13 protein-coding genes are annotated in these 13,696 nt (G+C 66.7%); 5 read left to right on the top strand and 8 right to left on the bottom strand.

From position 1 onward, the window contains the following. Positions 1-19: 19 nt before the first annotated feature. A complete protein-coding gene (locus ACYQ0R_RS10970) occupies positions 20-403 on the top strand; it encodes a prefoldin subunit beta (RefSeq protein ID WP_459825746.1) in 384 nt (127 codons plus the stop codon). Beyond that, positions 404-679, top strand: coding sequence for a DUF3194 domain-containing protein (locus ACYQ0R_RS10965; RefSeq protein ID WP_459823582.1), 276 nt, complete (start codon positions 404-406; stop codon positions 677-679). An 81-nt stretch (positions 680-760) separates the two neighbouring features. Here the strand turns inward: ACYQ0R_RS10965 and ACYQ0R_RS10960 are convergent, their stop codons facing one another. Further along, complete coding sequence (locus ACYQ0R_RS10960) at positions 761-1,219, bottom strand: DUF7992 family protein (RefSeq protein ID WP_459823579.1); 459 nt, start codon at positions 1,217-1,219, stop codon at positions 761-763. A 141-nt stretch (positions 1,220-1,360) separates the two neighbouring features. Continuing rightward, on the bottom strand, positions 1,361-2,626 hold the full coding sequence (gene icd / locus ACYQ0R_RS10955) for an isocitrate dehydrogenase (NADP(+)) (protein WP_459823577.1): 1,266 nt from the start codon (positions 2,624-2,626) through the stop codon (positions 1,361-1,363). A 122-nt stretch (positions 2,627-2,748) separates the two neighbouring features. On the opposite strand from icd, the gene ACYQ0R_RS10950 reads away from it, so the two are divergent. Both ACYQ0R_RS10950 and ACYQ0R_RS10945 read left to right on the top strand, forming a co-directional pair. After that, entirely contained in the window at positions 2,749-3,693 is a 945-nt protein-coding gene (locus ACYQ0R_RS10950) for an isoaspartyl peptidase/L-asparaginase (protein ID WP_459825744.1), read from the top strand. 89 nt (positions 3,694-3,782) lie between these two features. Further along, the gene (locus tag ACYQ0R_RS10945; protein WP_459823574.1) at positions 3,783-4,640 is read left to right on the top strand and encodes a 3-hydroxyacyl-CoA dehydrogenase family protein; all 858 of its coding nucleotides are present in this window, start codon (positions 3,783-3,785) and stop codon (positions 4,638-4,640) included. Between the two features lie 28 nt (positions 4,641-4,668). On the opposite strand, the gene ACYQ0R_RS10940 is transcribed toward ACYQ0R_RS10945, so the two are convergent. From ACYQ0R_RS10940 to ACYQ0R_RS10920, 5 genes are all read right to left on the bottom strand, one after another. Then, a complete protein-coding gene (locus ACYQ0R_RS10940) occupies positions 4,669-5,484 on the bottom strand; it encodes an ABC transporter permease (RefSeq protein WP_459823571.1) in 816 nt (271 codons plus the stop codon). Then, positions 5,481-6,431, bottom strand: coding sequence for an ABC transporter ATP-binding protein (locus tag ACYQ0R_RS10935; RefSeq protein WP_459823568.1), 951 nt, complete (start codon positions 6,429-6,431; stop codon positions 5,481-5,483). Before ACYQ0R_RS10935 ends, ACYQ0R_RS10940 begins: the two co-directional genes overlap by 4 nt. A gap of 87 nt (positions 6,432-6,518) precedes the next feature. Continuing rightward, positions 6,519-8,729 (bottom strand): NAD-dependent DNA ligase LigA, encoded by a 2,211-nt coding sequence (gene ligA / locus ACYQ0R_RS10930; RefSeq protein ID WP_459823565.1) that lies wholly within the window; start codon positions 8,727-8,729, stop codon positions 6,519-6,521. Positions 8,730-9,058: 329 nt separating this feature from the next. After that, on the bottom strand, positions 9,059-9,487 hold the full coding sequence (locus ACYQ0R_RS10925) for a methyl-accepting chemotaxis protein (RefSeq protein WP_459823562.1): 429 nt from the start codon (positions 9,485-9,487) through the stop codon (positions 9,059-9,061). A 144-nt stretch (positions 9,488-9,631) separates the two neighbouring features. Continuing rightward, the gene (locus tag ACYQ0R_RS10920; RefSeq protein ID WP_459823559.1) at positions 9,632-10,030 is read right to left on the bottom strand and encodes a helix-turn-helix domain-containing protein; all 399 of its coding nucleotides are present in this window, start codon (positions 10,028-10,030) and stop codon (positions 9,632-9,634) included. Positions 10,031-10,157: 127 nt separating this feature from the next. Here ACYQ0R_RS10920 and ACYQ0R_RS10915 point away from each other — a divergent pair, with 127 nt between their 5' ends. Continuing rightward, positions 10,158-12,443, top strand: a complete 2,286-nt coding sequence (locus tag ACYQ0R_RS10915; protein WP_459823556.1) for a PAS domain S-box protein — start codon at positions 10,158-10,160, stop codon at positions 12,441-12,443. Positions 12,444-12,471: 28 nt separating this feature from the next. Here ACYQ0R_RS10915 and ACYQ0R_RS10910 read toward each other — a convergent pair whose 3' ends face one another. Continuing rightward, a complete protein-coding gene (locus ACYQ0R_RS10910; protein WP_459823554.1) occupies positions 12,472-13,644 on the bottom strand; it encodes an NAD-binding protein in 1,173 nt (390 codons plus the stop codon). Positions 13,645-13,696: the final 52 nt, after the last annotated feature.

Below are 13,696 nucleotides of genomic sequence, written 5' to 3'. Positions count from 1 at the left end.
CGTATCCATGCAGGGTAATATGCCGCCCGAGGCACAGGAGAAGATCGAGGAACTACAGGAGCTGCAGGAGACTGCACAGCAGGTCGCACAGCAGAAAGAGCAGGCACAGACCGCGCTCAACGAGTCGAAGACCGCCCTCGACGCGTTGGAGGATGTCGACGAGGACGCCGGCATGTACCGCGAGATCGGTGAAGTGCTCGTGGAGACGGATTACGAGAGCGCCTACGACGACTTGGAGAACAAGGTCGACTCGCTCGAGGTCCGTGCCGAGCAGCTCGAAAAGCAGGAGCAGCGCGTCCAAGAGCAGTTCGAGGAGCTTCAAAGCGAGCTCCAGCAGATGCTGCAGGGCGGCGCGGGCGGCGGCCCGATGGGGCCGGGCGGTCCGGGCGCGGGCGGCGCGTAAATGCCGGCCGAGGACGAGTCGAGCGATGAGAGCCCGCGCGACGAGGAAGTCGTTCGAACCGCTGCGGAGGCGGCCGAAGGTGTCGTCTTTTCGTACTACGACCAGTCGGCCGTGACAGATCTCGACGTCACCGTGACGTTCGAGGAGGGCGTCCTCGATGTCGACGTCTACCTCAACGCGCCCGGCGACGCGGACGACGCGCCGGATCCCGACGCGGTGGCCCGCGAGGCGGCCGAGACGGCCGGCGAGGCGGTCGACGAGCTGTTCAGCGCGTAGGGCCGCGGGACCGCCGGAGGTGTTTTTCCGGAGAGTACGGACTATCCGGACGAACGTCTCGCACGTCAGCGCGGAGCGTGATCAAGCCTCGAAATCTGGAAGATCGTCCGGCGCCTCGAACTCCGCCTCCCAGTCGACGTACTCCGCTTTGAGGACCTCACAGACGATCTGACCCAGCTCGGTGAGCCCGGCGTTTATCGACGACACGGTCCCCCACGAGTCGAGGTCGGGGTGGAGCTCCCGTTCTTTCCAGTCTTCTGGGAGCCCGGGCGCGTGATAGCCGACGCGGTCCGCAAAGTCATCCCAGAAGAAGTCGTAGCGCGCGACCAGTTCGAGATCCTCGACGATCCGCCAGTCGGCCTCGTCCATCTCGCTCGTGGCGGCCCACTGCTCGAACGCCTCCTCCCACGCACCCCCGTGAAGGAACGTCTCGAGTTCGTCTCGACGGTAGTCGCCGCCGGCGACCTCCGCGTCCTCGTACTCGTTCGGGTCGACGGACGCCAGTGTCGGCGGATCGGGGGGATCGACGGTGAGTGCCATACCCGAACAACGGCGTGAGTGGGCAAAAACACGGCGGCGATCGGGAGATCCTCGAGCCAGGATACGGCCATCGAACGCAGTTGTACGAGCCGCCGGCATCCGACCGTCTGCGCAGACGAACGGTTGCTCGTCAGTGCGCGCTCACGCGAGTTCGTGAATGTTGGCGACGATCTCGTCGGCGAACTCGCTGGTAGCGAGCTTCTCGCCGCCGTCGATCTGGCGGTGGAGGTCGTAGGTCACTTTTCCGGAGGCGATCGTCTCCTCGACCGCGTCACGCACGAGGTCGGCCGCCTCGGACCAGCCCATGTACTCGAGCATCTCGCGGCCCGAGAGGATCATCGCGGTCGGGTTCACTTTGTCCTCGCCGGCGTACTTGGGCGCGGAGCCATGTACGGGTTCGGCCAGACATCGGCCGTGGCCGCGGTTGATCCCGGGCGCGATCCCGAGCCCGCCGATCTGTGCGCCCGCCGCGTCCGAGAAGTAGTCCCCGTTCAGGTTCATCGTCGCGATCACGTCGTAGTCCGCGGTCCGGGTCAACACCTGCTGGAGCATGTTGTCCGCGATCCGGTCTTTGATCACGACCGTCCCGTCGGGCTGTTCGCCGTCGTGTTCTTCCCACAGCTCGTCTTCGGTGATCACGTCCTCGCCGTACTCCTCGTCGGCCAGCTCGTACCCCCAGTCGCGGAACGCCCCCTCGGTGAACTTCATGATGTTCCCCTTGTGCACCAGCGTCACCGAGTCGCGATCGGTCGCGAGCGCGTAGTCGACCGCCTCGCGGATCAGTCGCTTCGAGCCGAACTCCGTGATCGGCTTGACTCCGATCCCGACCGGCCCGTCGTGGATCACGTCGTCGATACCCATCTCGGATTCGACGAACTCGCGGACCTGCTCGACCTCGTCGGTGCCGGCCTCCCACTCGATACCCGCGTACACGTCCTCGGTGTTCTCGCGGAACGTCACCATATCCATCGCCTCCGGATTCTTTACGGGTGAGGGGACGCCCTCGAGGTGGTAGGTGGGGCGGACGTTCGCGTACAGGTCCAGCGTCTTGCGCAACGCCACGTTCAACGAGCGGAACCCCGCACCCACGGGCGTCGTGAGCGGCCCTTTCAGCCCCACGCGGAACTCGCGAAACGCAGAGACGGTGTCCGCGGGCAAGTTCTCCCCGTCATACCGCTCGCGAGCACTCGCACCCGCGTACACGCGCATCCAGGCGATCGACCGACCCGTCGCTTCCGCGGCCGCGTCCAACACCTGCTGGGCCGCCGGCCCCACGTCCGTCCCGATCCCGTCACCGTGAATGATCGGCACGACCGGCTCTTTGGGAACCGACAGCTCCCCCGTCTCCTCGTCCGCCAGCGTAATCTGCTCACCCTCCTCGGGTACGGCCACCTTATCGTAGCTCATGAACGTTCGTGGGTTCTCACACCGCCCTAAAGTGCCTGCCGTTTCCGCGCTGACGGCTCCCCACCGGCGGATCACCCGACCGGTTTAACATTGCCCACCTCGATCGACCGTCCATGGCGACCATGCGCGTGATCGTTCACGGTGGAGCCGGCGGCGCTCCCGAGGAGCCCGAACCGCGGCAGTCGGTCCTTGATGAGGCCGCGGCCGCCGGCGTCGGAGTCGACTCGCCGCTCACTGCTGTCGAGCGTGCGGTTCGGCTGCTGGAGTCGAGCCCACGTTTCAACGCGGGCGTCGGCGGAGCGGTCCAGTCCGACGGCGTCGTCCGCACCGACGCGGGGGTGATGACGTCGGACCGCGAGATCGGCGCGGCCTGCTCGATGGCGGGCGTCGAACACGCGGTGTCGGTCGCCCGCGTCGTCCACTCGGAGACGCCGCACGTCCTGCTGTCCGGCTCGCATGCCGTCGAGCTCGCGGCCGACTTCGGCGTCGAAACGGACGTCGACCTCCTGACCGCGGAGAAGCGCGACAGATACGAGCGGGACGCACCGCCGAGCGGGAGGTCGCGGGAGCAGCTCGGCTGGCTCGCGGAGCGATTCGGATCGGGGCGCGATCAGGCGGGCGGATCGTCGCGATCGGTGACGGACGATCGGTCCGAGCCGACGGTAGGGGACGAAGCCACGAAGCGAGAGGCTCCGGATCACGACACGGTCGGTGCGGTCGCGTCGGACGGGGAGACGTTCGCGGCGGCGACGTCGACCGGCGGTCGGTCGTTCGCGCTCGCGGGACGCGTCGGCGACGTGCCACAGGTCGGGTCGGGGTTCTTCTGTACCGACGCCGGCGGGGCGAGCGCCACCGGTGCGGGCGAGGACATCACCCGTGTCACGCTGAGCCGGCGCGCGGTCGGTCACCTCGAGGACGGACTCGACGCACAGACCGCAGCCGATCGAGCGATCGAGGCGTTCGAGTCGATAACCGGCTCCGGAGCCGGCGTCATCGTCCTCGACGAGCGGGGAGCCGGCAGCGCGTTCAACACCGACGGGATGCAGACGAGCGTCGCCGTCGACTGATAGACGAGCGTCGCCGTCGACTGATCGGTGTCTCGCCCGCAGGGTTCCGTTTCGCAACGCTTACCACCCGACGCACGGCAGCGACTCGCATGCACGAGCTATCCGATATCGAGCGGGTTGGCGTCGTCGGCGCGGGCACGATGGGTCACGGGATCGCTCAGGTCGCGGCGACCGCCGGCTACGACGTGGCGATGCGTGACGTCGAGCGGGCGTACGTCGACCGCGGACTCGACGCCATCGAGGAGAGCCTCGACCGGCTGGCGGGGAAGGGGCGGCTCGAGGAGGAGCCGGACGCGATCCGAGCGCGGGTGACGGGGACGACCGACCTCGGTGACCTCGCCGACGTCGACCTCGTCATCGAAGCCGTGATCGAGGAGCTCGACGTGAAACGCGAGGTGTTTGCCGACCTCGATGCGACCGTCGCGGACGGCGTCGTGTTGGCGACGAACACCTCGACGCTGTCGATCACGACGATCGCGAGCGCGACGGAGCGCGCGAGCGACGTGGTCGGGCTCCACTTTATGAACCCCGTCCCGGTGATGGACGGCGTCGAGGTGGTCGTGGGCGAACGCACCGACGAGGCGGTCGTCTCGTTCGCACACGCTTTTGCCGAGGACCTCGACAAGGAGACGTGGGAGGCGGACGACAAGCCGGGGTTCGTCACCAACCGTATCCTGATGCCGTGGATCAACGAGGGGATCCGCGCGTACGACGAGGGGGTGGCCTCGAAGACGGATATCGACCGGGGGATGACGCTCGGCACGAACGTGCCGATGGGGCCGCTCGAACTGGCCGATCACATCGGGCTCGACGTCGTGCTTGACGCCAGCGAGACGCTCCACGAGGAGCTCGGCGACCGGTACACGCCCGCGTACCTCCTCAAACGGAAGGTGGCCGCGGGCGATCTCGGGAAGAAGACCGGGCGCGGGTTCTACGAGTACGACTGACCGGAGCGGTCCGGAACTAACCGTGGCGCTATAGGTCGTCGCGGTCGAACTTCAGCAGTCCCGCGAGCGGTGGCGCGAGCGTCCAGAACAGTATCATTGCGGTCGCGGAGATCTGCTGATTCAGCGTCTCGCCCGCGAACAGCTGTTCGCCGAGGAACGCGTTGGTGAGCACCTGGATCCCGGTCGTCGGGTTCGCGACCTCGAGGAACGTCCGGAGCTGGAACTCCGATATCGGCAGTGCCGAGACGACGGGGTCGAACGCGCCGAGCAGCTGGCCGGTGAGCGTGCTCCAGAACAGCACGAACAGGAAGTACACGCCGATGCCGCCGATCAGCGCGCGGCGCTGCGTCGACGCGGCCGCCGAACAGCCGACGGCGATTGCGACGAACACACAGCCCAACACCGCCGCGAACACGGTGTAGCCGAGGAACGCGCCGACGTTGAACGACACGGGGATGACGGCCAGCACGACGGCCGGTAGCAGGAACCCGGCGAACACCGCGAGCGAGACGGCTCCGGCGCGGCCGATCACCTTGCCGAAGACGACGTCCGCCCGCGAGTGCGGCAGCGAGAGGAGCAGCTTCAGCGAGCCGGACTCGCGCTCGCCGCTCACCGCGTTGTAGCCGACGACGACCGCGACGAGCGGAACGAGCGTCGTCACGAGGATCGGACCGACGAAAACGCTCAACAGTAGCTCCGTCGCGAACGCGTCTCCCTCGGGACCGGGGCGGACGGCGTACGCCATCACGGCGACGAGCCCGGAGAACAGCGCGACGAGCAGCACCATCGCCTTCGACCGCACCGTATCCTGAAAGTCCTTCTTCGCGACGGCGACGAGGCTCATCGGGCCACCTCCTCGTCGGCGTCGGTCGACGGATCGGGCCGTTCACCCTCGGTGTACGCCAGGAACAGATCCTCGAGCGACGCCTCCTTGGTGTGGAAGTCGTCGACCGCGACGCCGGCCTCTTCCAGCGTCGCGAGCACCCGCGTCTTCGCGGCGTCGCCGCAGCTCACGCGAAGAGTCGTCCCGTCGACATCGACGTGGGAGACCCCCTCTATGGCAGCCACCGCCTCACGGGTCTCGTCGTCGACGCCGTCGGTGTCGATCTCCAGCGTCTCCTCACCGCCGACGGCGTCGCGGAGTCCCTCGACGGAGTCCTCGGCGACGAGCGTCCCGTCCCTGAGGATGCCGACGCGGTCACAGACGGCCTCGACCTGCCCGAGGATATGTGAGGAGAAGAAGACGGTCGCGCCGCGGTCGGCCTCCTCGCGGACGAGCTCGCGCATCTCCTTTGCGCCGGCCGGGTCGAGTCCGGAGGAGGGCTCGTCGAGAATGAGCAGCTCCGGGTCGTCGACGAGGGCCATCGCCAGCGCGAGCCGTTGTTGCATCCCCTTCGAGTAGCCGCCGGCCTTGCGATCGGCGTCGTCGGCGTCGAGTCCGACCCGCGAGAGCAGCTCGTCGGGGTCGTCGTCCGCCTCCTTCGACTCGATGGCGAACTCGACGTGTTGCCGCCCGGTGAGCCGGTCGTACACCGCGAACCCCTCCGGAAGCACGCCGGTTCGCTCCCGGACTGCGACGCTGTCGGTCGTGGCGTCGCGGCCGAGGACGGTGACTGCGCCGGCCGTCGGACGAACGAGGTCGAGCACCATGTTGATAGTCGTCGACTTGCCCGCGCCGTTCGGGCCGAGAAAGCCGTACACCTCCCCCTCCTCGACGGTGAGGTCGAGGTTCTCGACGGCCGTCACGTCCGCGAACTCTTTGCGGACGCCACGAAGTTCGATCGCGGTCATGGCACACGGTTCCGGCGGCGACGGATAAAGCGTTGTGTCTCGCCGTCTCCGCTACCGATCCACGACAGCGATGCGCTCACTGCGGCCTCACTCGGTCCACTCGTCGAGCGTCGAATCGGGGACGTCCGTGGCTCCGTCACCATCGTCGCTCTCGTTCGCGTCGCCGTCGTCATCCGGCGGCCACGCGATCCCGTGATCGTCGAGCAGGGACGCGAACTCGCGTTCGTCGAGCTGTTCGACCCCCTCCGACTCCGCGTCGTCGCGCTTCGACTGCCCGGGGTTCTCGCCGACGACGAGATAGTCGGTGTTGCCGGAGACGCTGCTCGTCGCCGAGCCGCCGTTGTTCTCGACGACCGTCTCCGCCTCGCTTCGCGTCGTCGACAGCGACCCGGTGAACACGAACGTGAGTCCCTCGAGCGCGTCGCCCGCCTCCGTCTCGACCGGCCGGGGATCGACGCCGCGATCCCGGAGCCCCTCGATCGCGGCGCGGTTCTCCGGCGAATCGAAGAACTCCCGGATCGACGCCGCGACCTCCGGGCCGATGTCGTCGACCGTCCGGAGCTCCGTCTCGTCGGCGTCGAGCAGCGCGTCGAGGTCGCCGAACGTTCGGGCCAGCGCGTCCGCCGTCGTCGCGCCCACGTCCGGGATCCCGAGTCCGGCGAGGAACGCGTCGAGCGGCGGCTCGCGGGTGGCATCGAGCTCCTCGATGAGGTTTCGGGCGCTCGTCTCACCCCACCCGTCGAGCTCGGCGAGCTCCTCGACGGTCAGATCGTACAGCTCCGGCAGTGACTCGACGAGCCCGGTCTCACGGAGCGTCTCCACCCGCTCGGGACCGAGCCCCTCGACGTCGAGGGCGTCACGTCGAGCCCAGTGTTCGATCGCGCGCTCGAGCTGTTCGGGACAGGCGAGCCCGCCCGAACAGAACGCCAGCGGCCCGTCGCGCTCGACGGGCGCGCCACAGACCGGACAGGCGTCGGGGAACTCGTAGCTCCCTTCCGACCGCTTCGCCACGACCTCGGGAACGTACGGAATCACGTCGCCGGCGCGGTAGATCCGAACGCGGTCGCCGACGTTCACGCCGAGCGCCTCGATCTCCGCGGGGTTGTGCAGCGTCGCCCGCGAGACGGTGACGCCGCCGACGTCGACCGGCTCCAGCTCCGCGACCGGCGTGAGCCGCCCCGTCCGGCCCACCTGCACGGTAACGTCCCGGACGGTCGTCGTCGCGGTGCGGGGCGGGAACTTGTACGCGAACGCCCAGCGCGGCGCGCGGGAGGTGGCTCCCAGCGTCTCGCAAGCGTCCCGGTCGTTCAGCTTGATGACGACCCCGTCGACCTCGTAGTTCAGATCGTCGCGCCGATCGAGAATGCGGTCGCGATAGTCGATCGCGGCCTCGATATCGTCGACCAGTTCGACGAGATCGGTCCGGCGGAGCCCGAACGCGTCGAACTGGTCGATCTCGGCCCAGTGGGTGTCGGGTCGGCTCAGCCCGGCGGTGGATCCATCCTCGTCCCACGCCAGCACGTCGAAAAAGAAGACGTCGAGGGGGCGCTCCGCGACGATCTCGGGGTCGAGCTGTCGCAGGGTGCCGGCGGCCGCGTTGCGGGGGTTCGCGAACGGCTCCTGTCCGCGGTCGACGCGCTCCTCGTTGTGCGCCTCGAACGCGTCGCGGGGCATGAACACCTCGCCGCGGACCGCGAGCCGTTCCGGCGGCTCGCCACGGAGTTTCCCGGGAACCGACCGGATCGTACGCACCTGTTCGGTGACGTCGTCGCCCTCGTACCCGTCGCCGCGAGTGGCGGCGCGAACGTACTCGCCATCCTCGTAGACGACCTCGACTGAGAGCCCGTCGAACTTGGGCTCACAGACGTACTCGCGGTTCGCCGGGTCGAAGCCGGCGTCGGCGAGCCCGGCGGCGACGCGCTCGTCGAACTCGCGGACGGCGTCCGCCTCCGCGCCGTTGTCGATCGACAGCATCGGCGCGACGTGTGTAACGGTGTCGAGTTCGTCGAGCGGCTCGCCACCGACGCGACGTGTCGGGGAGGAGTCGGTGTCCAGCCCGAACGCGGACTCGAGCTCCTCGAGGCGAGCGAACAGCCGGTCGTACGTCGCATCCTCGATGAGGGGGTCGGCCTCGACGTAGTAGCGGTGGTCGTGTTCGCGGATCGCCGCACGGAGCTGTTCGGCCTGCCGTTTCGCCTCCGTTTCGGTGAGCTCATCGACCGGAGCGAAGTCGGTCGGCGGGGAGTCCACGTAGGGGTTCTCGTCGGGGTCTGCGTGTCTGGGCGACGAGTTCGTCATTACATCTCCCTTGCGGAGCCGACGTTTAAAAGGGAACGAACCGTGGTCGCGCGACGGAGACGAGAGACCACGCGACGGGTCGAACTGCTCTCGCTTCGCTGTGCAGTGCCGTTACCGGCTCCCGAGGCGTCCAACGGTACGCTGGTCGACTTGCGACGCGACTTCTTCGGTGCTCACGGCCTGATCGTCCGTCGCGTCGGACACTTCCTGGATCCCCTGGGATGCCTCGTAACCGACCCCTCCCTACTTCGCTCGGTCTTTCGACCTCGCTCGTTGAGGGTTCCGTCAGACGAGGTCTGACGACGTGCAGGCTAGGCCCGTTCGGATGGTCAGCGGGACCGACGGTCCCGCACGACTTGAGGCCGGGGGCTCCACCTCGAAAGCCGCTGAACGGCGCGAGTGATGTCTTGCAGCGTGTCCATCGCTTCGGTAACCTGCTCGATCCCCTGATCCACTTCCATGGTCGTTTCCTCGAGGCTGGTGACCGTCTCCGCGGTATCTTCCTTGATCTCCTCCACCACTCCTTCTATCTCGCTGGCATGCTCTTGGGACTCCCCGGCAAGCGATTTCATCTCGTCCGCCATGACGGCGAATCCCTCGTCCGCTTCGCCGGCACGGGCGGCCTCGATCGAGGCGTTGAGCGCCAGTATGTTGGTCTGCTCAGCGATGTCGATGGACCACTCCCGAACGTCGAAGTCCTCGCCGACGACATGCTGGGATCGGCGTTTCGCAACCTGCTGTAAAACGCGGTCGTTCACAACGACAGCGAGGAGCCGGAAGTTATCGTCTCGGCGAGCACTGGCGAGGAGAGCGTCAGAGTTCGTATCGCTGACAACGTCTCTGGTGTCATCATGAACTGACCGACCGCGGAACCGTGGTAGGAAACCTCCGATCGCGGGCGCTCAGCCTTCGATCGCGGGCGATTCGTTCCGCTCGTACTTGTTCTCGAACTCCTGGATGAGCTGGCCCATCTTCGCGTACCAGTCGTTGAGCATCCGCTGCATTTCGTTCGAGATCTGTTCGGGGTCCGTCGGATAGTACACGTGATAGTAGCCGCCCTGATCGTAGTTCACCTGCTCCTTCTGGATGAACCCGGTCTGCAGCAGACGCTGGACGGACCGGTAGGCCGTCGAGCGTTCACGGTCGACGGTTTCGGCGATCTCGTCTATCGTGAGCGGCTCCTCGCTGGCCACGAGCACTCGAAAACACTCCTTATCGAGGGTTTTGAGTCCGTGGAAACACTCGAGTAACCCCTCACACTCCATATCTCGTTGGAGCTGTTCCGACATCGAATCAGGCATGGTATTGTGCCGATGTACGCGACACCCACCTAAAAGGCTTGTGTAGAATGTGTACAATTCTGCCTGCCAACCCATCGATGCGGAGATAACGGTCGGCTTATCAGCGGGCAAGGCCAAACTCGGAGCCATGGGTATCTCGGATCGTCGTGACGAACCGAGTGACGTCGATCCGTCGTTTTTAGAGGCCGTCATCGAGAGCGGGCTCGGGCCGGTCCTCACGGTCGACGACGAGTGTACGGTACGCTACGCAAGCCGCCGTGTGGCGGAGCTGCTCGGGGTGGAGCCGGACGAACTGGTCGGTCGTTCGCTCGCGGCCATCGTCGCACCCACTCTCGAGCCGGACCGAGCGGCGGCGCTTCGCGAGCGATTCTCTTCGGATCGGGTCGGCGCCGACGGCCCGCTCACGTTTCCCGCCGTCTGTGCGGACGGCGTCGAGCGCGTTCTCACGTTCGACGCAAGACGGCACACTCACGACGGCGAGCTGCTGTACTCGGGGAAGCTTCACACCGGCGGACACCTCTCGGCCGCACGGGAAGATCCCGAACGCCCCACGGCCGACGGCGAGACGGACCCCGCGGCTCCGAGAGATCAGATGACGGGGTCGCGTGAGGAGGATGCGTTTCACAAGATCGTCGAGTGCGCGGGTCACGGCATCTACATCACCGACACGGCCGGCGAGATACAGTACGTCAACGCCGCGTTCGAGGAGCTAACGGGATACGAGGCCGCGGAGCTGCTCGGTGAAACTCCGGCCGTGCTCAACTCCGGAGAGATGTCCGACGAGTACTTCGATCGGCTCTGGCGGACGCTCGAACGCGGCGAGGTGTGGACGGAAGAGATCGTCGACCGCCGGAAATGTGGCGAGCTGTATCACGCTCACCAGACGATCGCCCCGGTGTTCGACGGCGACGAAATCGTCCGCTACGTCGCGATCCAGACGGACGTCACACGGCAAAAGGAGACGGAGGAGCGGCTGCGGACGTACCGGAACGTCGTCGAGCTCCTCGAGGACCCGATCATGTTACAGAACCGTGACGGGGAGTTCGAGCTGACGAACGCGGCCGTCTCGGAGTTCGCCGGACGCTCCCGGGTCACACTGCATGGCAACGACGAGTTCGCGTTCATGGACGACTGCTCCGCAACGCGGATCGCCGAGCAGAAGCGGTCGGTGCTCGAAAGCGAAGCGCCGGCGGAGTACGACGTCGATGTAACGTTCCCGTACACCGACTACGAAGCGACGTTTAACACGAAGCGGTATCCGTACTACGACTCCGACGGCGAGCTCGTCGGAACGGTCGCGATCTGTCGGGACGTGACTGCCATCGAGCGTCGCCAAGAGGAGCTCAAACGATACGAACGGGCGATCACCGGTGCGACGGACCTCATCGCCGCCGTCGACGAGGAGAACCGGTACCTGTTCGCGAACCCGGAGTACGCCGATTTCCACGGTATCGACGCTCAGGCGGTGAAAGGGAAACGCATCGACGACGTGCTTCCGAACGCGACGTATGAGAACCTCGAACGGGACCTCGCCCGTGCCCGACGAGGGAAGGAGGTCTCGTTCCGGATGACGCGGACCCATCCCACGAAGGGAGAGCGGACGCTCGACGTGCAGTACTACCCGCTCCAGGAGGACGCCGACACGGCCGGCGTGGTCGCCGTGTTGCGGGACGTCACCGACCGGGAGAATCGGACCCGCCAGCTACGCGTCGTCGACAGGGTGCTCCAGCACAACATCCGAAACGATCTGACGCTCATCACGGGCCACGCGGAACGGATACGCGAGAGCGCACGACCGGAGATCGCCGAGGCCGCAGACGTGGTTCTCGAACACGCCGACGACCTGTTGACGACGAGCGAGAAGTCACGTGCGGTCACCGAGATCCTCAGCGAACCACCGGCACAGCGTCCAGTCGACGTCGCAGCGTCCGTCCGTGCAGTCCGCGATTCGACCGCCCGGTCGCATCCGAACGCACGGCTTTCTGCCGACGTTCCAGCCGAGGCGATGGCGTTATCGACGCCGGAGCTCGACAGGGCGATAGAGGAGCTCGTCACGAACGCGATCGTGCACCACGACCGCGAGGAGCCGAGGATCGACATCGGGGTCGAGAGCCGCGACGACCGGATACTGATCCGCGTGCGGGACGACGGGCCCGGGATATCGGAGATGAACCGTGCCGTCGCCGAGGAGGGAGCGGCCACGGACGCCCTGTATCACGGCAGCGGACTCGGGATGTGGCTGGTGTACTGGGTGCTAACGCGCTCGGGAGGAAGCGTCGATATCAGCGACGTTGAGCCACGAGGCGTCGAAGTGACGCTGTCGGTCCCCGCGTACGGACCGGAGGACGAAGCGGTCGAAATCGTCGATGATCGGTCCGAATCCGTCGATGACCGGTCCGAACCCGACCGGTAGGTGCTCCGGTCGCAGTCTCCGTGGATCGTTATCGGTGGTCGGTCCCAACCGGCAGCGCGTCGGCGAGGTCGTCCCCGTCGGTTTTGAACGCCTCGGCGACGATGAGGTGGCCGCCGAGCGTCGCCGGCGAGATGACGTGGTCAGCGCCGGCTCGCCGTAGTTTCTCGACGTTCTCCCGCTGGGTCGCGGTTGCGACGATCCGGATATCGGGATCGAGCTGGCGGGCCGTAAGCACCGAGAGGGCATCGCGAGCGTCGTCGTCGGTGGCAACGACGACCGCGCGCGCGTCGGTGAGGTGTGCGCGTTCGAGCGGCTCGATGTCGCTCGGATCCGCCGTCAGGACGGGTATCGATCGGTCGCCGAGGGTTCGAGCGGCGGTCTCGTCGTTGGTCACGATCGCAAACTCGGTGACGTTCCGCTCGGTGAGCTCATCCAGTATCAGCTCCGTCATACCGCCGTACCCCAACAGAAGCACGTGATTTTCGAGGAGGTCGAACTGCTTTTCGGTCATCTTCCCCAGCGCCTTCGACAGCTGCGCCTCGATGGCGGGCGTGAGCAGGACCCCGAGCGCCACCGCGAACGCGGCGACGTTCATGACGAGCGAGGAGAGCACGAACAGCTGTGCGATATCCGATGCCGCCCCGGTTTGTGGCGTGATGTCGCCGTATCCGACGGTCGACGCAGTGACGACGGTGAAGTAGAACGCGTCGACGATCGTCTCCACGCCCGCGAACTCCTCGCGAAGGGCGTACGTGCCGACCGTCCCGTACGCGATGGCGGTTCCGAGCGCCGCGCCGGCGGCAAGCTGCGTCGGCGACGGGGCGAACGACCGGTCGAACCGTCCGCGGTTGACCGCCAGCGCCGGCATCGACACCACCGATAACACGACGAGCGGCAGCGAGAACACCGACGCCTGCATCAGACCCTGCACCGCAGTCAGCGGTAGCAACACCGCGGTAGTGTACCAGCCGATCCGATACCTCTTCTTTAGTGCGAACCCGCTGCCGAGCATCGCGAAGCCGGTTATCGTCCCCGTGAATCCGGCCGTGCGCAAAACGATCCCGGGAATGTACGGCGTCAGCGGTCCCTCGACGCTGAAGCCGCTGATGTGGAGGAGTCCGACGACGATGGACAGCAGCGCGACCGCGAACGTCAACGCGATCGACGCTCGGACGGTCACCCACTCACGACTCAGATCCATACGCGGGCCGTTGCCGACCCCGGACTTAAATCCCCCGAGTGCGGCGGATCCT

The sequence above is a fragment of the Halorubrum luteum genome, from assembly GCF_054652935.1.
This window is presented reverse-complemented; position numbering and strand designations above follow the sequence as displayed.